The sequence below is a fragment of the Streptomyces sp. BYX5S genome (assembly GCF_054724165.1).
In genome coordinates this window covers 3631440-3651443 of the sequence record NZ_CM138829.1, presented here as the reverse complement: position 1 = coordinate 3651443, position 20004 = coordinate 3631440, and the positions used below count along the sequence as shown (strand labels likewise).

Annotated in this window: 17 protein-coding genes; 10 read left to right on the top strand and 7 right to left on the bottom strand. The window is 73.2% G+C overall.

Going from position 1 to position 20004, the window contains the following annotated elements; all coding sequences use genetic code 11:
* The first annotated feature begins 103 nt into the window (after window positions 1-103).
* The 8 genes from ACYBSK_RS16585 to ACYBSK_RS16550 all read left to right on the top strand — a co-directional run bounded on the left by ACYBSK_RS16585 (window position 104) and on the right by ACYBSK_RS16550 (window position 9772).
* Window positions 104-928 (top strand): triphosphoribosyl-dephospho-CoA synthase, encoded by an 825-nt coding sequence (locus ACYBSK_RS16585; protein WP_457477865.1) that lies wholly within the window; start codon window positions 104-106, stop codon window positions 926-928.
* Between the two features lie 109 nt (window positions 929-1037).
* Window positions 1038-2768 carry a PP2C family protein-serine/threonine phosphatase gene (locus ACYBSK_RS16580; protein ID WP_460246636.1) on the top strand — a complete coding sequence of 577 codons (1731 nt, stop codon included), beginning with the start codon at window positions 1038-1040 and terminating at the stop codon, window positions 2766-2768.
* Between the two features lie 185 nt (window positions 2769-2953).
* Complete coding sequence (locus ACYBSK_RS16575; protein ID WP_460246635.1) at window positions 2954-4570, top strand: AMP-binding protein; 1617 nt, start codon at window positions 2954-2956, stop codon at window positions 4568-4570.
* Window positions 4571-4621: 51 nt separating this feature from the next.
* Window positions 4622-5821 carry an acyl-CoA dehydrogenase family protein gene (locus tag ACYBSK_RS16570; RefSeq protein WP_460246634.1) on the top strand — a complete coding sequence of 400 codons (1200 nt, stop codon included), beginning with the start codon at window positions 4622-4624 and terminating at the stop codon, window positions 5819-5821.
* A complete protein-coding gene (locus ACYBSK_RS16565) occupies window positions 5818-7176 on the top strand; it encodes a phosphotransferase family protein (RefSeq protein WP_460246633.1) in 1359 nt (452 codons plus the stop codon). Before ACYBSK_RS16570 ends, ACYBSK_RS16565 begins: the two co-directional genes overlap by 4 nt.
* Before the next feature lie 45 nt (window positions 7177-7221).
* Entirely contained in the window at window positions 7222-8052 is an 831-nt protein-coding gene (locus ACYBSK_RS16560; protein WP_457477860.1) for a crotonase/enoyl-CoA hydratase family protein, read from the top strand.
* Window positions 8053-8087: 35 nt separating this feature from the next.
* Window positions 8088-9002 (top strand): enoyl-CoA hydratase-related protein, encoded by a 915-nt coding sequence (locus tag ACYBSK_RS16555; RefSeq protein ID WP_460246632.1) that lies wholly within the window; start codon window positions 8088-8090, stop codon window positions 9000-9002.
* Window positions 8999-9772, top strand: coding sequence for an SDR family NAD(P)-dependent oxidoreductase (locus ACYBSK_RS16550; protein ID WP_457477858.1), 774 nt, complete (start codon window positions 8999-9001; stop codon window positions 9770-9772). Before ACYBSK_RS16555 ends, ACYBSK_RS16550 begins: the two co-directional genes overlap by 4 nt.
* Here ACYBSK_RS16550 and ACYBSK_RS16545 read toward each other — a convergent pair.
* From ACYBSK_RS16545 to ACYBSK_RS16535, 3 genes are all read right to left on the bottom strand, one after another.
* Window positions 9769-10800, bottom strand: coding sequence for a phosphotransferase family protein (locus ACYBSK_RS16545; RefSeq protein WP_460246631.1), 1032 nt, complete (start codon window positions 10798-10800; stop codon window positions 9769-9771). The two genes, ACYBSK_RS16550 and ACYBSK_RS16545, sit on opposite strands and share 4 nt — an antisense overlap.
* Complete coding sequence (locus ACYBSK_RS16540; RefSeq protein ID WP_457477856.1) at window positions 10797-12347, bottom strand: acyl-CoA synthetase; 1551 nt, start codon at window positions 12345-12347, stop codon at window positions 10797-10799. Before ACYBSK_RS16540 ends, ACYBSK_RS16545 begins: the two co-directional genes overlap by 4 nt.
* Before the next feature lie 145 nt (window positions 12348-12492).
* The gene (locus ACYBSK_RS16535) at window positions 12493-13560 is read right to left on the bottom strand and encodes an AraC family transcriptional regulator ligand-binding domain-containing protein (protein WP_460246630.1); all 1068 of its coding nucleotides are present in this window, start codon (window positions 13558-13560) and stop codon (window positions 12493-12495) included.
* A 285-nt stretch (window positions 13561-13845) separates the two neighbouring features.
* Between ACYBSK_RS16535 and ACYBSK_RS16530 the strand changes: the two genes are divergently transcribed.
* Together ACYBSK_RS16530 and ACYBSK_RS16525 are read left to right on the top strand one after the other, a co-directional pair.
* On the top strand, window positions 13846-14976 hold the full coding sequence (locus ACYBSK_RS16530; RefSeq protein WP_460246629.1) for an NDMA-dependent alcohol dehydrogenase: 1131 nt from the start codon (window positions 13846-13848) through the stop codon (window positions 14974-14976).
* Window positions 14977-15068: 92 nt separating this feature from the next.
* A complete protein-coding gene (locus tag ACYBSK_RS16525) occupies window positions 15069-16487 on the top strand; it encodes an aldehyde dehydrogenase family protein (protein ID WP_460246628.1) in 1419 nt (472 codons plus the stop codon).
* Window positions 16488-16533: 46 nt separating this feature from the next.
* Here ACYBSK_RS16525 and ACYBSK_RS16520 read toward each other — a convergent pair whose 3' ends face one another.
* The 4 genes from ACYBSK_RS16520 to ACYBSK_RS16505 form a co-directional block, all read right to left on the bottom strand.
* Window positions 16534-17217: a GAF and ANTAR domain-containing protein gene (locus ACYBSK_RS16520; RefSeq protein WP_460246627.1), complete on the bottom strand. Its 684-nt coding sequence runs from the start codon at window positions 17215-17217 to the stop codon at window positions 16534-16536.
* Window positions 17218-17429: 212 nt separating this feature from the next.
* Window positions 17430-17924 (bottom strand): nuclear transport factor 2 family protein, encoded by a 495-nt coding sequence (locus ACYBSK_RS16515; protein WP_460246626.1) that lies wholly within the window; start codon window positions 17922-17924, stop codon window positions 17430-17432.
* A 109-nt stretch (window positions 17925-18033) separates the two neighbouring features.
* On the bottom strand, window positions 18034-19194 hold the full coding sequence (locus ACYBSK_RS16510; protein WP_460246625.1) for a thiolase family protein: 1161 nt from the start codon (window positions 19192-19194) through the stop codon (window positions 18034-18036).
* 44 nt (window positions 19195-19238) lie between these two features.
* Entirely contained in the window at window positions 19239-19997 is a 759-nt protein-coding gene (locus tag ACYBSK_RS16505; RefSeq protein ID WP_457477849.1) for a 3-hydroxyacyl-CoA dehydrogenase, read from the bottom strand.
* Window positions 19998-20004 lie beyond the last annotated feature (7 nt).

Sequence of the window (20004 nt, the reverse complement as noted above, 5' to 3'; positions counted from 1 at the left end):
GGTCCTGATTCAGCACCTTTCGCCCCGGGCAGCACGTCCCTTGCGTCCGGCCGCCCCTGCCGCCGGAACCCGAACCGAGCCGTCCCACGGAAGGCACCCGCGCATGCTCGCCAGCACCCCGTCCGACCCGACTCCTCCGGCCCCCGGGTCGAACGAGCCCGCCGACCGGCTGGCGGATCTCGCCGTCGCCGCGTTCACCCGCGAGGTCTTCCTGACGCCGAAGCCGGGGCTGCCGGACTGCCGGACCGCGCACACCCCGGCGAACTCGGTGTTCGCCTCGCTCGTCGACGCCGGTGTCGGCCTGCACGGCTCGTTCCGCGCCGCCGCCGAGGCCGGGGCGGACGTGGACCGGCTCTCCGCCGCCTGCCGGGACGCTCAGACCCAGGTCCCCTACGTCGCCTCCCTCAACGGTCTCGATGTCGCCGCCCGGTCGCTGTGCCTGCTGTCCGCCGCATGGGCCCAAGGCCCGCGGGACGTAGACGACGCCGGCCGGATCGCCCTGGACCTCGACGCCCGGATCGACCCGTCCGGAGACTTCCACGACGCCTACGACGACCTTCCCGCCGAGGACCGGCGCCACCACCTGGCCAGCGCGGTGGCCGCCCTGCCGGAACTGCGCGCGGCGCGGGCCCGGGGCGTCCCCGAGGAGACCGCGCAGCTCGACGCGCTCCTCACCCTCATCGCGTCCGTGGACGACAGGCGGGTCCTGCGGGACAACGGGCCGCTGGGCGCCCGTCTGCTCCGGCGGGGCGCCGCCGCCGTCCTGGAGGCGGGCGGCGCGGGCACCGCCGACGGACGAGGGCTGCTGACGCAGCTCGACGAGGAGGCCCGGCGCTACGGGATCTGCCCGGCGACCAGCGGCGCCCTGCTCACGGTGCTGCTCTTCCTGGACTCCGTCGTCGAACGCCCCTTACCGACCGCGGCCTGACCCCGGCACCGCATGGCGTAGGCAGAGTGGCCCGGTCCGGCCCGTTCACCGAGGCTGAAAGGCACCACCCCGCACTGCCCGAGCCGCGCTCAGGAGGCACCTCCCCCGCATGGACGCCCGCACACCGGTGCCCGACGCCCGCACCCACCTGGCGCTGCGGGCGATCCGGGAGCTCCTGCGGTCCCAGCGGCGGCGGATCAGGCAGTACGCCGATTCGTACCAGGAGGCGGTCGGGCCCACCGGCCGGGCCCCGGCCGCGCCGACGACGGGCGCGCCCTCGGGCTCAGAGGTCCTCGACGCCTTCCCCGTGCCCGCGCTCCTGGTGACACCGGTGCTCGACGACGACGGCCGGATCGAGGACGTGCTCTACGTCGCGCGGAACGTCTCGGCCCGGGAGTACGCCGCCGAGCGGCTGCCGCCCGGCAGCATCCCGCACTGGCCGGCTCCGGGCTCCATGTTCACGCGCTTCCCCTCGCTCGCCGGATCGCCGCTGCCGGACATGCTGGCCAGGGCCCTGCACGAACGCTCACCGCAGGGGCCCACGCTGGTCGAGTGGGTCATGAGCACCTCGTACGGTCCGGTGCGCATCAACGACCAGGTGCGGGTGTCCCCCTGCGGAGAGCACCTGCTCATCACGTGGGAGCACGGCCACCGTCTGCACATGGCCGCCGCCGCCCAGCGTCTCGTGCGCACCTGCTGGGCGGAGTGGAACCTGGGCGACGGCGGGGTCGACCCCTCGCGCGGCTTCCGCCAGGTGCTGGGCCTCGACAACAGCGCGCCCATCCCCTCGCTGTCCGATCTGGCGGCCGCGGTCGCCCCGGAGAGCCTGCCGGAGCTGTACCGGACCCTCTACGACGTCATCCTGCGCAAGCGCACCGGCGTCTGCGAGTTGCGCATGAGCGGAGCCCGGGACCGGACCTTCCGGATGACGGCCGAGCCGGTACGGATCGCTCCCGGCCAACTGGTGTGGGCGTTGCGCGCGGTACTCACCGACATCACCGCCGAGCGCCGCAGACGCGCGACCGCCGAACGCGCCGAGCGCGAGGCACGGCGCCAGCGCGAGCGCGCCGAGGCCGTCGCCGAGGTGGCCGCCACGCTGCGCGAGGCGGTGCTGCCGCACTTCCAGGACGAGCTGGCCGACTACGGCCTGGAGGCCACCGCCGTGTACCGGCCCGACGCGCGCGAGGCGGGTGTCGGCGGCGACTGGTACAAGGCACGAAGGCTGCCCGGCGACCAGCTCCTCGTCGCGCTCGGCGACGCCCGCGGCCACGGCCTCGCCGCGGTCACCCTCATGGCGAAACTCCGCTACGCGCTGGCGGGGCTGGCCTACACCGAGCAGCCGGTCGAGCAACTCACCCAGTGGCTCAACGAGTTGGCGTGCGCCGACGGATTCGAGTCCACGGCGACCGCGATCATCGCCCGGTACCGTCCCGAGGACGCCCGGCTGCGCTGGACCTGCGCGGGCCACCCGCGCCCCGTCCTGCTGCGCGACGGCCGGGCCGTCCAACTCCCCGATCCCGCGGGCGGACCGGACCTTCCCCTGGGTGTCCTGCCGAGGGCCGCGTACTCCGCCGCGAGCACCACGCTGCGCCCCGGCGACATCGTGCTCATGTACTCCGACGGACTGACCGAGCGCCGGGACAGCGACCCCGACCTCGACACCCGGCGTTTCCTCGACGCGACCGAGCAGTGCTTCGGCGCGTCCGCTCCCGGCGCGGGCCACGACGCCCTCCAGGAGTACGCCGAACGGATCGTCGCATGCCTCGACGGCCCGCACCGCTCCGACGACGCGACGCTCCTGGTGCTGCGGCGCACGGCGCCCGACCCCACGGCTTCTTAACGACCGATCAGCATCCTCCTCGGGGCCGAGGAGAAGTCGGACGGAACAACCACGTCTCGCGCCGCGGGGGTTGTGGACGGCCCGCGCCGCTCTTAACGTTCGATCAGTCCTGGATCGGGTCCCCGCACCGGCCGCCGCGGCCAGGGGCGACCCGGCCGTCCGGCAGCCGTCGACGGGAGCCCCGCGTGTCCGAAGCGACCGCCACACCTGACGCAACCGGTCCCACCGCACCTTCGTCCGCCTCGTCCGACGTCGCCCTGCGAGCCGGCCGTCGTCTCGCGCTCGCCCACCAACTCGCGCGCCAGGCACGGCGCACGCCCGACGCCCCGGCGCTGCGCCACGGAGACCGGGAGATCACGTACGCCGCCCTCGACGCGCGGGTGAACCGGCTCGCGCGCGCCTACGTCGAGCGCGGCGTCGGGCCCGGTGACCGGGTCGCCGCGCTGACCACCAACCGGATCGAGACGGTGGAGGCCTGGTTCGCCGCGCTGCGGCTCGGCGCGATCGCCGTGCCGGTCAACTTCCGTCTGGTGCCCGCCGAGGTGGCGCACGTCCTCGGGGACTGCACGCCGTCGGTGTTCGTGGTCGACGAGCTGCTGACGGAGGTGGGTCTGGAGGGGCGGCGCCTCGCCGGTTCCGACTGCCGTGTGCTGCACCTCGGCGAGAGCCCCGCCCCGGACGGCACGGAGAGCTTCACCGCGGTGCGCGACGCGTACGACGCCCGGCCCGTCGAGGTCGACGTCGACGAGAACGCCCCGGCGTTCCTGATGTACACCTCGGGCACCACGGGCCGCTCCAAGGGTGCCGTGCTCAGCCACCTCAACCTGGTCGTGAACACCGCGCACATGGTGGAGGTGCAGGCGCCGAAGCCCACCGACCGCGGGCTGCTCAACATTCCGATGTTCCACATCGCGGGCGTCGACACCCTCGTCGCCGCCGTGCTGTACGGCACCTGCACCGTCATCGGGGCCACGCTCGGCTTCGACGCCGCGGAGACGGTCGATCTGCTGGAGCGGGAGCGGATCACGGGCTGCTTCCTCGTGCCGAGCCAGTGGAGGGCGATCTGCGATGTGCCGGGTATCAAGGACCGGGGGCTCGTCCTGAACAGCCTCAGTTGGGGCGCGTCCGCCGCCCCGCCCTCCGTCCTGGAGGCGATGAACGACACGTTCCCCGGCGTCGTCATCCGCAGCGCCTTCGGGCAGACCGAGATGGCGTCGGTGACCTGCTACCTCGACGGCGAGGACGCGGTGCGCAAGCTCGGCTCCGTCGGCAAGCCGGTGCGTCATGTGGACGCGCGGATCGTCGACGAGGAGATGCGGGACGTGCCGGTGGGCGAGGTCGGCGAGATCGTCTATCGCGGCGCCAACCTCATGCTGGGCTACTGGAACAACCCCGAGGCGACCGCCGAGGCGTTCGCGGGCGGCTGGTTCCACTCGGGGGACCTGTGCCGGATGGACGACGAGGGCTACATCTACGTCGTCGACCGCAAGAAGGACATGATCATCTCGGGCGGCGAGAACATCTACTCCGCCGAGGTCGAGGCCGTCGTCGACAAGCACCCGAAGGTCGCCGAGGTGGCCGTCGTGGGGGTGCCGCACCCCGAGTGGGTGGAGACCCCGCGCGCGTACGTCGTGCCGGTGGATCCGGCGGACCCGCCGACCGAGGACGACATCGCCGACTTCTGCCGCGAGCGGCTCGCCTCGTACAAGAAGCCGACGTCGGTCGTCGTCATCGAGGCGCTCCCCCGCAACGCCGCCGGGAAGGTCCTCAAGGTGCGGCTGCGGGAAGCCGCCCGCGACTGACCCGGATTCCCACCAGCCACCCGGACACTCCCCCGGACGAACGGAGGCCGCATGCCCGACGACACCCCCGATCACGCCCCTCTCACCGAACTGCGCTCCCGCATGGCCGACTTCATCAACGACGAGGTCATCCCGGCCGAGCGGATCCTCGGCGGCCGCACCCCCGAGGCCCGCGCCGCGCTCGCCGCGCTCCAGGAGCGGGCGAAGGAACTGGACCTGTGGATCCTCGGTCACCCGGTGGAACTCGGCGGCAAGGGACTGCCGTTGTACGACTTCGCCCTGCTCAACGAGATCATCGGGCGTTCGGAGTACGGCCAGTTGGCGGTCGGCACGTTCACCATGCAGGACTCGATCATGCTCGACCTGTACGCCTCGCCCGCGCAGCGCGAACGCTGGCTGAAACCGCTGGCCAACGCCGAGATCAGCCCGAGCGTGGGGCTCACCGAGCCGGAGGTCGCCGGTTCCGACCCGACCCGCATCGCGACGACGGCCGTGCTCGACGGCGACGAGTGGGTGATCAACGGCCACAAGTGGTTCACCACCGGCGCCAGCCGCGCCGCCTTCACCACGGTCTTCGCCCGCACCGAGGAGGACGCCGAGAACCCGCACGGCGCCGTCTCCGCGATCATCGTCCCGGCCGGCACACCGGGCCTGGAGATCACCCGCGTGCTGGAGACGATGGGCGACACCGAGGGCGACCACTGCGAACTGCGTCTCACCGACGTACGAGTGCCCGCCGACCATCTCCTCGGCGACCGCGGCAAGGGCTTCACCATCGCGCAGCGCCGCCTCGGGCCGGGCCGCATCTTCCACTGCATGCGCTGGCTCGGACAGGCGCAGCGGGCCTTCGAGTTGATGGTAGAGCGCGCCAACACCCGTTACGCGCACGGTTCGTTGCTGGCCGAGAAGGGCGAGATCCGCCGCTACGTCGCCGAGTCGGCCGCCGAGATCCAGGCGGCCCGCCTGATGACGCTGGACGCGGCGCGCCGCTACGACCAGGACGGGCAGGCCCGGCTGGAGATCAGCATGGTGAAGTTCTGGGGCGCGCAGGTGCTGCACAACGTCGTCGACCGCGCCATCCAGGTGCACGGCGCGCTCGGCGTCACCGCGGACACCCCGCTGGAGGCCATGTACCGGCGCGCCCGCTACGCCCGGATCTACGACGGCCCCGACGAGGTGCACCGCATGGTCGTGGCGCGCAAGCTGCTCGCGGACGTGGACCGGGCGCCGTGGGCGGGGCTGCCAGCGTGAGCGACGCGCTGCGGGAGGAACTGCGGTCCCGGCTCGCCGAGTTGTGGGGCGGGCCGGTGACCGTCGAGGGCTGGCGGCGGCTGTCGGGCGGCGCCAGCCGGGACACGTGGACGCTCGACGCCGCCCCGGCCGACGGCGCCCCGCGCCCGCTCGTGCTGCGCTGCGATCCACCGGTCAGGCCGAGCCCCGAGGTGATGGCGCGGGAGGCCGCGGCGCTGGCCGCCGCGGCCGACGCCGGAGTGCCCGTGCCCCGGCTCGTCGACCACGGCACGGGGCTGGGTCGCGCCTACCTGCTGATGGAGCGCGTCGAGGGCGAGACGATCCCGCGCCGGCTGCTGCGGGACGAGCGGTTCGCGGCCGTGCGGCCGAAGCTGGCGCGGGACCTCGGGCGGATCCTCGCCCGTATCCACACCGTCCCGGCCGCCTCGGTCCCCGACCTGCCCTCGGCCGATCCGCTGAGGCAACTCACCGACCTCTACCGGCAGTTCGACGATCCGCGGCCGGCCGTCGAGCTGGGCCTGCGGTGGCTCGCCGACCACCGGCCGCCGCCCACCCGCACTCCCCGCCTCGTGCACGGCGACTTCCGCAACGGCAACCTCATGGTCGACGAGACCGGCGTCCGCGCCGTCCTCGACTGGGAGCTGACCCACGCGGGCGATCCCGTCGAGGACCTGGGCTGGCTGTGCGTGAAGGCCTGGCGGTTCGGCTCCGCCGAACCGGTCGGCGGCTTCGGCCCCCGCGAGGAACTCCTCGCCGGGTACGCCGAGATCGCGCGCGCCCGCCCCGGCGACGACGAGCTGCACTGGTGGGAGGTGTACGGCACGCTCCGCTGGGCGGTGCTGTGCCGCATGCAGGCCGAGCGCTTCCTGTCCGGCGCCGAACCGTCGGTGGAGTACGCCGTGCTGGGCCGCAAGGTGTGCGAGCAGGAGCACGACGTGCTGCTCGTGCTCGGTGTCACCACCCCGTACACCGTGCCCGACGTGCTCTCCGGCCGCACGGACACGACGGCCACCGCCCCGCACGACCGGCCCGGCGCGGACGCGCTGCTGCGCTCCGTGCAGAGCTTCCTCACCGAGGAGGCGGCGGGCGATCCCCGGCTGCGCTTCCTGTCCAAGGTGGCGGCCAACGCGGTCGCCGTCGCCCGCCGCGAGGCCCTGCTCGGGCCCGCGCACGCCGAGGCGCACGCCCGCCGCCTGGCCGCGCTCGGCCGCACCGACGACCGCGACCTCGCCGAGGCGATCCGGGACGGCGCCGTGGACCCGGCCGACCCGGCGGTCCTCGACGCCGTCCGGGGCGCGGTCGCGGACAAGCTGGCGGTCGCCAATCCGGCGTACGCGGCGCAGGCCGCCGGGTGACCGCCGCCCCGAACCCGTAGGAACGAGAACCGAGGGAGCACACGCATGACCAGCACAGAGGCCGCCCCCGACACGGCCGGGCGGGTGACGGTCGCCGTGCGCGACGGCGTCGCCGACGTACGGCTCGACCGGGCGGACAAGCGCAACGCGCTCGACCCGGCCATGTTCGAGGCGCTGATCGCGACGGGCGAGCGGCTGAAGACGGAGAAGGGCGTCCGGGCCGTGGTGCTGTCCGGGGAGGGGCCCGACTTCTGCGCGGGCCTCGACTTCGCGTCCTTCGAGGCGATGCGCGACGGGCAGCGGCTGTCCGGGCTCGCCGCGCTGCCGCCCTCGGACAGCCCCGCGCGGGCGGCCGGGCAGCGCGCCGCGTACGTGTGGGCGGAGCTGCCGGTGCCGGTGATCGCCGCGCTGCGCGGGAACGCGCTCGGCGGCGGGCTCCAGGTGGCGCTCGGCGCCGACATCCGGATCGTGGCGCCGGACGCCCGGCTCAGCGTGTTCGAGGTGGCGTGGGGGCTCGTCCCCGACATGACGGGCACGCAGCTGCTGCCGGAGCTCGTCGGCCGGGACGTGGCGAAGGAACTCACGTACACGGCGCGGATCGTCGGCGGCGAGGAGGCGGCCCGGATCGGTCTCGCCACGTACACGGCGGACGATCCGCTCGCCGCCGCGCTGGAGACGGCGCGGCGGATCGCCGGGCAGAGCCCGGACGCCGTGCGCGCGGCCAAGCGGCTGCTCGACCTCGCGGGCCGCACCGACCTGGCCACCGGGTTCGCCGAGGAGCAGAAGGAGATCGGCGCGCTCATCGGCAGCCCGAACCAGGTCGAGGCGGTCGCCGCCCGCTTCGGCAAACGCGCGCCCCGCTTCACCGACAGCTGACTCCCCCACCGCACACAGGGATTGAGGACCACCGCATGACAGACGCAACGGCGGCCACGACCGCGGCCGATTTCACGGAGATCCGGTACCGGGTCGCCGACCGCATCGCCACCATCACCCTGCACCGGCCCGAGCGGCTGAACGCCTTCACGCACACCATGGCGGCCGAGCTCATCGCCGCGTTCGACGCGACCGACGCCGACGACGACGTCCGCGCCGTGGTCCTGACCGGCGAGGGCCGCGGTTTCTGTGCGGGCGCGGACCTGGCGGGCGGCGCGGCCACGTTCGACCACGAGGCCGTCGGGCGGGCCGGTGGGCGCACCGACTTCGGCACCATCGACGGGGTGCCGCGCGACGGCGGCGGGTGCGTGGCGCTGCGCATCGCCGCGAGCGTGAAGCCGGTGATCGTGGCGGTCAACGGGCCGGCGGTGGGCGTCGGTTCGACGATGACGCTGCCCGCCGACATCCGGATCGCCGCCGAGTCGGCGCGCTTCGGGTTCGTGTTCTCGCGCCGCGGGCTCGTACCCGAAGCGGCGTCGAGCTGGTTCCTGCCGCGGGTGGTGGGGATCTCGCAGGCCATGGAGTGGGTGGCCACCGGCCGGGTCTTCGACGCCGCGGAGGCCCTCGCGGGGCGCCTGGTCTCACGCGTAGTCCCGGACGCCGAGCTGCTGCCGACGGCGTACGCGCTGGCGGCCGAGATCGCCGGGAACACCTCCGCCGTGTCCGTCGCGCACGCGCGCCGCCTCATGTGGTCGATGCTCGGCGCGTCCTCGCCGTGGGACGCGCACCGTCTCGACTCGGCGGCCATCTTCCGGCTCGGTCAGGGGCCCGACGCCGCCGAGGGCGTGATGTCGTTCCTGGAGAAGCGGCCCGCGAAGTTCCCGGCGACGCTCGCCGACCACGCGGACACCCTGCCGTCGTGGCCCGACGCCCCGGGGGACGTGCGATGAGCGCGGCGGACCTGTTCGACCTGAGCGGCCACGTCGCGCTCGTCACCGGCGGAAACTCCGGCATCGGCCTCGGCATGGCGCGCGGCCTCGCTCAGGCGGGCGCGGACGTCTGTGTGTGGGGCACGAACGCCGAGCGCAACGCGGCGGCGGCCGAGGAACTCGGCAAGCACGGGACACGGGTGGCCGCGATCCGCTGCGACGTGGGCGACGAGGAGGCGGTGACGGCGGGCTTCGCCGAGACGCTGGAGCGGTTCGGCCGGGTCGACTCCTGCTTCGCCAACGCGGGCGTCACCGGCCGCGTCACGCCGTTCACGGAGCTGAGCCTGACCGAGTTCCGCCGGGTGATGCGGGTCAACCTGGAGGGCGCGTTCCTGACGCTGCGCGCCGCCGCCTCGCACATGGTGGAGCGCGGGGGCGGCGGCGTCCTGGTCGGCACGTCGAGCCTGTCGTCGGTGCAGGGCAGCCCGCGCAACGAGGCGTACGCGGCGAGCAAGGCGGCGCTCACCTCGCTCCTTCAGGGCTGCGCCGTGGAGTTCGCGCGTCACGGCATCAACGCCCATTCCCTGCAAGTGGGGTGGGTGGAGACGCCGCTCGCGTCGAGCACGCTGCACCACGAGACGTTCGAGCGCAACGTGATGAAGCGGATGCCGCAGCGCCGCTGGGGCGACCCGTCGGACTTCGCCCGTCTCGCCGTGTATCTGGCGGGCGGGGCGGGCGGCTTCCAGACCGGGGACACGATCGTGATCGACGGCGCGTACTCGATCTTCTAACGCGCGGGCCCCCGGCCGAGGTCGCGTACCGCCTCGTACGCGGCCTCGCTCTGGCGCAGCACCTGCCGCTCCAGTTCCTGCACGGGCAGTTCGTTCTCGCCCATCACCCCGGCCGCGAAGCGGGCCGCGACCCCGGCGCCGATGCACGCGGAGCGCCACCGTGAGAACGCCACGTAGTACGGCAGGTCGGACACGTCGGTGCCGGAGGCCTTCGCGTAGGCGTCGACCAGTTCCGTGCGGTCGGGGAAGCCGGGGGCCGCGCTGGGGCCCGCGGTGGTCGGCGGGACCGTGTCGCCGGGCCGCTCCCAGGTGGAGACGAGCCAGCCGAGGTCGGCCAACGGGTCGCCCAGGGTGGCCAGTTCCCAGTCGAGGACGGCGACCACCGTCCCGTCGGGCGCGAAGGACAGGTTGCCGGGCCGGAAGTCGCCGTGCACGATGCCCGTGGTCTGCGCGGGCACGCGGGCGAGCAGCGCGTCGTGCACGGTGTCGAGGAGCGGCAGGTCGGGGGCGCCGGAGCGGTGCACCTGGCGCTGCCAGCGGTGGAGTTGGCGCTCCACGTAGCCGCGGGGGCGCGCCATGTCTTCGAGGCCGACGTCGCGCGGGTCGATGCGGTGCAGGGCGGCGAGGACCTCCACGAGGCTCGCGCCCGCCCTCTCCCGGGCGGCGTGCGGCCAGTCCCGTACGGCGTCCCGGTCGGCGCCGACGGTGCCGTCGACGAAGTCCATGACGTAGAACTCGGCGCCGGTGACGGAGGGGTCCGCGCAGTACGCGCGCGGCCGCGGGACCGGGACGTCCGTCGGCGCGAGGGCCGTCAGGAAGCGCCACTCGCGGCTCATGTCGTGCGCCGTGCTGAGCACCCCGCCCGTCGGCGGCCTGCGCAGCGCGCGGACCGTCCCGGCGGCGTCGGTGACGCGGTAGGTGAGGTTGGAGCGGCCGCCGGAGACGAGGTCGAAGGCGAGCGGCGGGACGAGGCCGGGCACGTGCGCGGCCAGCCAGTCGCGCGCCGCGGGTGCGATACCGGTCGTCACGCCGGGTCCGGCTGCGCGTACCGCGCCTTGAGTTTGCCCTTGACCAGCTTGCCGGTCGGGGTGCGCGGCAGTTCGTCCACGAAGTCGACGCTGCGCGGCGCCTTGTAGTGCGCGATGCGCTCCCGTACGTAGGTGATCAGGCGCTCCTCCAGCTCCGGCCCCGGGGTCACGCCGGGCGCGGGCTGCGCGACGGCCTTGACCGCCTCGCCCATCTCGGGGTCGGGCACACCGATCACGGCGACGTCGGTGATGTCGGGGTGGAGGGCGAGCACGTTCTCGATCTCCTGCGGGTAGATGTTCACCCCGCCCGAGATGATCATGAAGGTGCGGCGGTCGGTGAGGAACAGGTAGCCGTCCTCGTCGAGGTGGCCGACGTCGCCGAGCGTCACCCAGTCGTCGTGCTCCGGGTGCTGCGCGCCCTTGGTCTTCTCGGGGTCGCCGAGGTACTCGAAGGTGCCGTCGCCCTCCCGTGCGAAGTAGACCGTGCCGGTCTCCCCCGCGGGCAGCACGCGGCCCTCGTCGTCGCAGATCCTGGGGTGGCCGAGGATGGGGCGGCCGACCGAGCCCGGCTTCCTCAGCCATTCCTCGGAGGTGATCAGCGTCATGCCGATGCCCTCGGTCGCGGAGTAGTACTCGTACAGCTTCGGGCCCCACCAGTCGATCATCGCGCGCTTCACGTCGGGCGGGCAGGGCGCGGCGGCGTGCACCGCCATCGTGTGGCTGGAGAGGTCGTAGGCCGTACGGACCTTCTCGGGCAGCCGCAGCAGGCGGATGAAGTGGGTCGGCACCCACTGGCTGTGCGTGATGCCGTACCGCTCGATGGCGCGCAGCGCGTCCTCGGGGTCGAAGCGCTCCATCATGACGACCGTGCCGCCCAGCGCGTGCACGGAGGCGCCGTAGCGCAGCGGCGCCGCGTGGTAGACGGGCGCGGGCGACAGGTACACCGCGTTCTGGTCGAAGCCGTAGAACAGGCGCAGGAGTTCGACGAGCGTGTCGCCCGGATCGCCGACCTGGCGGTCCGGGAGTTCGGGGCGGATGCCCTTGGGGCGGCCCGTGGTTCCGGAGGAGTACAGCAGGTCGGCGCCGCGCGGCTGGTCGGCGGGCGGCTCCGCGGAGGCGCCGGCGAGCGCGGCCGCGTAGTCGCCGTAGCCCTCGACGTCGCCGCCGTAGGCGAGCCGTACCCGCACCGTCTTCGGCAGCCGGTCCGCCACGTCGCGCGCGAGGTCGCCCAGCGCGTGGGAGACGACCAGCGCGGCGGCGCCGGAGTCGTTGACGATATAGGCGATCTCCGGCGCGGACAGGTGGTGGTTGACGAGCGTGATGTAGAGGCCGGAGCGGACCGCCGCCCAGTAGACCTCGTAGGCGTGGATCGAGTTGTCGGTGAGCAGCGCGACGACGTCGCCGCGGCGCAGCCCCGCCTCTCGGAACACGTGGGCGAGCCGAATGGAGCGTTCGTCCAGCTCCCCGTACGTCAGTTGGTCGCCGGTCGACGCCATGACGACGGCGGGCCGCTGCGGATCACTCTGGGCATGAGCACCTGGATACACGGGACGCCTTTCCCGGGGACGTGGACGCCGGTGGCCGTGCACTCTTTCTAAGTCACGCCGCGAGTCGGCAGCAAGACGTACGACGCGATGAATTGATCGTTCGTTCAGGGCGGCTCCGGCCACCCGCGGGCCGTGCGGACTCCGCTCAACTCCCTTGCGGGCGCCCCGCGTCCGCGGCGGTCCAGCGGCGGAAGGCCCGCATGAAGCTGGACGGCTCCGAGTAGCCGAGCCGGTGCGCCAGCTCTGCGGCCGACAGCCGCTCGTCGCGCAGCCCGTCCTGGACGAGCGTGAGCCGTACGTCGTCCAGCAGGCGCCGGTAGGTGGTGCCCTCGGCGGCGAGTTTGCGGCGCAGGGTGCGCGAGGTGATGTTCATGCGGCGGGCGATGTGCTCGATCCCGGGGTCGGGGCCGCCGCCCGCGAGCAGTTGCCTGCGCACCGTGCGGGCCGCGCCGCTGCCGCCCGCGCGCTGCGCCACGAGGCGTTCGCACAGTTCCTGGCAGATCTGCGCGGTGTGCGGGTTGCCGTGCGGCAGCGGGCGGTCGAGGAAGTCGCCGTCGTAGACGAGGGCCGTGGTCCCGGCGCCGTAGCGGACCGGCGCGCCGAGCAGGGCGGCGCCGGGGGCGCCCGGTGTCTGAGGGAAGGCGAGGTCCACGCGGCGCAGCGGCACCGGCGGCCCGCCCGCGAACACCTGGCGGCCGAGCGCGATGTTCGCGGCGCAGTCCCGCTCGACGAGGAAGCGGCGCACGTCGGCGGGGATCCGGCCGCCGTCCATGCGGTGCTCCACCTGGCCCGCCGCGTCCACGACCGCGCTGTGCCGGGCGAAGCCGAAGGTCAGCGCGGAGTAGCGCAGGCCGGAGCGGAACACCTCGCGCATCGTGGGGGCGCTGAGCATCGCGTAGCCGAACAGGCCGAACGTGGTGACGTGGTAGCGGGCGCCGACCTCGATGCCGAGGCCGGGGCGGTCGCCGAGGCCGCGCAGCAGGTTGCGGACGACGGCGATCTCCTGGGACGCCTCGACGAGGTGGTGCGGGTCGCCGAGGGCGGCCGCGTCGACGCCGGAGCCCGCGAGGCAGTCGGCGGCGCTCAGGCCGCGCTCGGCGGCGAAGTCGAGGAGCAGGACGACGCCGGTGGCCGCGCGGGGGAAGTCCCAGTCGGTGAAGCCCTCGGCGATGACCTCCGGCTGCGCGGCAGCCGTGTCCACCGACACGGTCATGACCGGCCCTCCGTTCCCGCCGTTCGCCTGCCAACGTCCGCCCACGTCCGGGGAGTTCATGACAGCACGGCGCTCTCAGCGGCCACAACCCGGCTGCGTGTCCGAATCTGTCCCGGCGTTGTCCGCTTCGGTCATGGAGCCGCCGACGGGCGCCCCATAGCTTGAGGCAGGTGCAGCGGACCGGCGTGCGCGCGGGCGACGTCACCGGGCCCGCTGCCCGCACGCGGTCGAGAGTTCGGGGAAGGGTCACCCCGGCCGACGTCCCCACCACATCTGGGAGGACTCATGCAGACCAAGGGAGCCCTGCTCCGCAAGCCCGGCGACGACTGGACGGTCGAGCCCATCGAGGTCGGCGACCCGGTCGCGGGCGAGGTGCAACTGCGGCTGGCCGCCTCGGGCCTGTGCCACTCCGACGAACACTTCCGGGGCGGCGCCAACCTCGCCGCCTCCTATCCGCTGCTCGGCGGGCACGAGGGCGCGGGTGTCGTGACGAAGGTCGGCCCCGGCGTCAGCGGCGTCGAGGTCGGCGACCACGCCGTGCTCGGCTTCATTCCGGCCTGCGGCGTGTGCCGTCCCTGTTCGCAGGGCTTGCAGAACCTGTGCGACCAGGGCGCCAACCTGCTCACCGGGCAAGCCATCGCCGACAACACCTTCCGCACGCACACCGCGAGCGGCGAGCCGGTGACACCGATGTGTCTGCTCGGCACGTTCGCCCCGTACGTCACGGTCAGCCAGTCCTCCGTCATAAAGATCGAGAAGGATGTGCCGCTGGAGACGGCGGCGCTGCTCGGCTGCGGTGTCTCCACGGGCTGGGGCTCCGCCGTCTCCATCGGCGACACCCGGCCGGGCGACACCGTGGTGGTCGTCGGTGTCGGCGGCGTCGGCATCAACGCCGTGCAGGGTGCGGCGGCGGCCGGGGCGCGGTTCGTGATCGCGGTGGACCCGGTCGAGTTCAAGCGGGACAAGGCCAGGGAGTTCGGCGCCACGCACACCTTCGCCTCCATGGAGGAGGCGGCGGGGCCGGTCGCCGAGCTGACGTGGGGCGCGCAGGCCCACACCGTCATCCTCACCGTCGGTGAACTCCAGGGCGACCAGCTGGCCCCGGCGCTGGCGATGACCGCGAAGGGCGGCCAGGTCGTCGTGACGGCCATCGCCGACATGACGCAGATCGACGCGAAGGTCGCCCTGTTCGACCTGGCGCTGATGCAGAAGCGGATCCAGGGCGCGATCTTCGGCGGCATCAGCCCGCGCACGCAGATCCCGCGCCTGCTGGAGCAGTACCGCACCGGGCAGCTCAAACTGGACGAACTCACCACGCGCACCTACCGCCTGGACGAGATCAACCAGGGCTACCAGGACATGCGGGACGGCAAGAACCTGCGCGGCGTGGTCCGCTACACCGACGCGGACTACTGAGCCGCCACCGGCGCGAGGCGGGCGGGCCGGACGCTCCGGCCCGCCCCCTCGCACCTCCGCGTACCGCACATCACCCTTGAGGGAAGTCGCAGATGCCCGACACCAGCAAGCTCTACATCGGCGGCCGTTGGGTCGCATCGGCCGGCACGGGAACCATCGACGTCGTCGACCCCAGCACCGAACAGGTCGTCGGCGCCGTCCCCGACGGGGTCCCCGCCGACGTCGACCAGGCGGTCGCGGCGGCCCGCGACGCGTTCCCCGGCTGGTGGGACACGCCGGTCGAGCAGCGCGCGAAGTACCTGGAGGAGATCGCGGGCGGCCTGATGGCGCGCGCCGAGGAGCTGGCCGCGCTGATCTCCTCGGAGATGGGCTCCCCGCTGTCCTTCTCCAAGGCGGTCCAGGTGCCGCTGCCGGTCAACAGCTTCGCGCAGGCCGCGACGGTCGCCCGGTCCTTCGCGTTCGAGCGCGAGGACGGCAACACGACGGTCGTGCGCGAGCCCTACGGGGTCGTGGGCGCGATCACGCCGTGGAACTATCCGCTGCACCAGATCGCCGCGAAGGTCGCGTACGCGCTCGCCGCGGGCAACACCGTCGTGGTCAAGCCCAGCGAGGTCGCGCCGCTCAACGCCTGGGTGCTCGCCGAGATCATCGACGGGGCGGGACTGCCGCCGGGCGTCTTCAACCTGGTCAGCGGCGTGGGCCCGGTCGTCGGCGAGGCGATCGCCGCGCACCCGGACGTCGACGTCGTGTCCTTCACCGGGTCGACGCGCGCGGGCAAGCGCGTCGCGCAGCTGGCCGCCGACACGGTGAAGAAGGTGGCCCTGGAACTGGGCGGCAAGAGCCCCAACGTGCTGCTCCCGGACACGGACTTCGCGGCCGCGATCCCGATGGCGGTCCAGGCCGCGATGATCAACTCCGGTCAGACCTGCTCCGCCCTCACCCGCCTCCTCGTCCCGCGCGAACGCCTCGCGGAGGCCGAGGACCTGGCCCGGACGATCGTCGAGTCGATCCCGGTGGGCGCGCCCGACGACGAGGCGACGGTGCTGGGGCCGCTGGTGTCCGCCACGCAGCTGGAGCGGGTGCGCGGCTACATCGACCGGGGCGTGGCCGAGGGCGCCCGCCTGGTGACCGGCGGCAGCGCGCCGGTCCCGGGCCTCGCGGCCGGCTACTACGTCCGCCCGACGGTGTTCTCCGACGTCACCACCGACATGGTGATCCACAAGGAGGAGATCTTCGGCCCGGTGCTGTCCATCGAGCCGTACGAGGACGAGGACGACGCCGCCCGCATCGCCAACGACACGCCCTACGGTCTGGCCGGTGGCGTCTGGTCCGCGGACCCGGCCCGCGCCCGCGCCTTCGCCCGCCGGATCCGCTCGGGGCAGGTGCAGGTCAACGACGGACAGTTCAATCCGAACGCGCCGTTCGGCGGCTACAAGCAGTCCGGCATCGGGCGCGAGTACGGCAGCCACGGCCTGGAGGAGTTCTTGGAGGTCAAGGCGATCCAGCACTGAGGGCCGCCCCTGCGGGCGGGCCGTGGCGGGGCGGACCCTGGTGGCGTCACAGGCCGCCCCGCTCGCTCACCTGGCGTGCCACGTCGCGGAGCTTGACGTTCTTCTCCTGGGAGTAGCGGCGCAGTGTGGCGAACGCCTCCGCCTCGCTCAGGTTGTGGCCGGCCATGAGGATGCCCATGGCCTCGCCGATGACGTGGCGGGTCTCCACCGCGCGCTGGAGGGAGGCGTGCTCGCGGGCGCTGGCGAGGGCGACGGCGGCGTGCGAGGCGAGGAGCCAGCCGGCGGTCTCGCTGTTGTCCGTGAAGACTCCGGGCTTCGTCGAGTAGAGGTTGAGGGCGCCGAGGTCGCCCTCCTCCTCCGTGTAGAGCAGGAAGCCCATCATGCTGCCGACGCCGAGTTCGAGGGCGCGCGGTGCGTACGAGCGCCAGCGCGTGGTCTCGGTCGTGAGGTCCTTGATGCGGAAGACGGGGTGCCCGGTGCGGGCGGCGTCGAAGCACGGTCCCTCGCGGACCTCGCCCTGGATGCGGTCGCTCTCCTCGACGAGCCGGCTCGTGGCGGCCAGTGTCTCGACCTGCCTCTTGCGCAGGACGAGGATGCCGGCCGCCTCGCACCCCTCGACCTGGTCCACGGCCCATGCGGCGATCTTGTCGAGCGTGGCGTCCACGGAGTCCTGTGCCAGCAGCTCGCGCGCCATGGTCGCAAGATTGAGGGCGAACTCACGCCATTCCATTTCGCGCTCCTCGGCTTCTCTCTACGTCCGTTCCCCGCGATGGGAACAGCCTGCCACGTCCGGCCCGTCCGGAACCCGGCGCGGTCGGGGCGGGAACGGCCGTGGAATGCTCGGTGGTCCGACGACCAGGAGGGTAGGACAGCGTGACGGAATCCGCCGCACCGGGGCCCGCGGAGCGCATGTCCGCCGCCGACCTGGCCTCCCGAGCGTCGCTACAGGCCCAGTTCGCTGAGTCCCGGGTGGTCGTCGGGGCGGCGGCCCAGCGGCCAGTGGAACACGCGGTCGGCCTCGGTGATCGGCAGGTCGTTGATGGAGGCGTGGCGCAGCCGCATCAGGCCGTGCTCGTCGAACTCCCAGTTCTCGTTGCCGTACGCGCGTTTCCAGTTGCCCGCGTCGTCGTGGCACTCGTAGGCGAAGCGGACCGCGATGCGGTCGCCGTCGAACGCCCACAGTTCCTTGATCAGCCGGTAGTCGAGCTCCTGGTTCCACTTGCGGGTGAGGAAGGCGACGATGTCGGCGCGCCCGGTGGGGAACTCGGCGCGGTTGCGCCACCGGCTGTCGGGTGTGTAGGCGAGCGAGACGCGCAGCGGGTCACGGGTGTTCCAGGCGTCCTCCGCCATGCGCACCTTCCGTACGGCGGTCTCGCGGGTGAACGGCGGGAGCGGCGGGCGGGCGGCGTCGGCGGCCGGGGCTGTGTGGTCGGTCATGGTGCGCCATCCTCCCCGCCGAACCGCCGCGGCGGTACCCGCCCGTACGCGACGCGGGTGTCCGCGGTCGGCGCGGCGGCGTGTCGGGCACGAGCGGGTACCAAGGGGCTCAGAGCAGTTCGAGCACCGTGGCGTTGGCCATGCCGCCGCCCTCGCACATGGACTGAAGGCCGTAGCGGATGCCGTTGTCCTTCATGTGGTGCACGAGCGTCGTCATCAGGCGGGCGCCGGAGCCGCCGAGGGGGTGGCCGAGGGCCATGGCGCCGCCGTTGGGGTTGAGGCGCGCGTAGTCGGCCCCGGTCTGCCGCTGCCAGCCGAGGGAGACGGAGGCGAACGCCTCGTTGATCTCGTACGTGCCGATATCGTCGAGCGTGAGACCCGCGCGGTCGAGGACCTTGGCGGTGGCGGGGATCGGGCCCTTGAGCATGGTGACCGGGTCGACGCCCGTGACCACGCCCGTGTGGAAGCGGGCCAGCGGCGTCCAGCCGTTGCGCGCGGCCACCTCGGAGGTGGTGATGAGGAGGGCGGCGGCGCCGTCGGAGATCTGGGAGGCGTTGCCCGCCGAGATGACGCCGTCCTCCTTGAACGGTGTCTTGAGGCCCGCGAGCTTCTCCACGGTGGTGCCGCGGCGCACGCCCTCGTCGGTGTCGAAGAGGGTGCCGTCGGCGCGGGTGACCGGGGTGATCTGGTTCTTGAAGCGGCCCTCGTCGATGGCGCGGGCGGCCCTCTCGTGCGAGTCGGCGGCGTGCTGGTCGAGCTCGGCGCGGGTGAGGCCGAACTCCTCGGCGATCATCTCGGCGCCGATGCCCTGGTTGAAGACGACGTGGTCGTAGCGCTCGGCGACGAGCGGGCCGAACGGCTTGCCGACCTGGCCGCCCGCGCGCGTGGAGCCCATCGGGACGCGGGACATGGACTCGACGCCGCCCGCGATGGCGATGTCGTACTGCCCGGCGATGACCCCGGCGGCGGCCTGGTGCACGGACTGCTGCGAGGAACCGCACTGCCGGTCGATGGTGAGTCCCGGCACGGACTCCGGCCAGCCCGCGGCGAGCACCGCGAACCGGCCGACGCCGCCCGCCTGCTCGCCGACCTGGGAGACACAGCCCCAGATGACGTCGTCGACGGTGGCCGGGTCGAGGTGGTTGCGCTCGGCGAGCGCCTTGAGGACGTGGGCGGAGAGGTCGACGGGGTGGATGTCGGACAGCGCGCCGCCCGGTTTGCCCTTGCCGACGGGGGTCCGCAGGGCATCGACGATGACTGCGTCACGCATGCTGAACTCCTAGGTGAGGTACGGGGGTTGGCGTGGCGCGCGGTCTACTTCGGGGCCATGCGGATCGCGCCGTCGAGGCGGATGGTCTCGCCGTTGAGCATCGGGTTGGTGACGATGGAGTCGACCATGTGCGCGTACTCGGCCGGCTGGCCGAGGCGGGCCGGGTGCGGCACCTGCGCGCCGAGGGAGTCCTTGGCCTCCTGCGGCAGGCGGCCGAGCAGCGGGGTCTCGAACAGGCCGGGGGCGATGGTCATCACGCGGATGTTCATCCGGGCGAGGTCGCGGGCGATCGGCAGGGTCATGCCGACGATGCCGCCCTTGGACGCCGAGTAGGAGCACTGGCCGATCTGCCCGTCGAACGCGGCCACGGAGGCGGTGTTGACGATGACGCCGCGCTCGCCGTCGACCGGGTCGTTGCCGGTCATGGCCTGGGCCGCAAGGCGGATGACGTTGAAGGTGCCGATCAGGTTGATCTCGACGACCCTGCGGAAGGTGTCGAGGGCGTAGGGGCCCTCCTTGCCGACGGTGCGGCCGGCGGAGCCGATGCCCGCGCAGTTGACGGTGACGCGCAGCGGGGCGAGCGCGACGGCTGCCTCGACGGCGGCGGTGGCGTCTGCCTCGCTGGTGACGTCACCGGCGACGAAGGTGGCGCCGATCTCCTTGGCGACGTTCTCCCCGTCGGAGGTGGGGAGGTCGAAAATGACGACCTTGGCGCCCGTGGCGGCGAGCCGCTCGGCGGTGGCGCGGCCGAGACCGGAGGCGCCACCGGTGATCAGGACGGAGGACTGGGCGTCGAGCTGCATGGCAGTT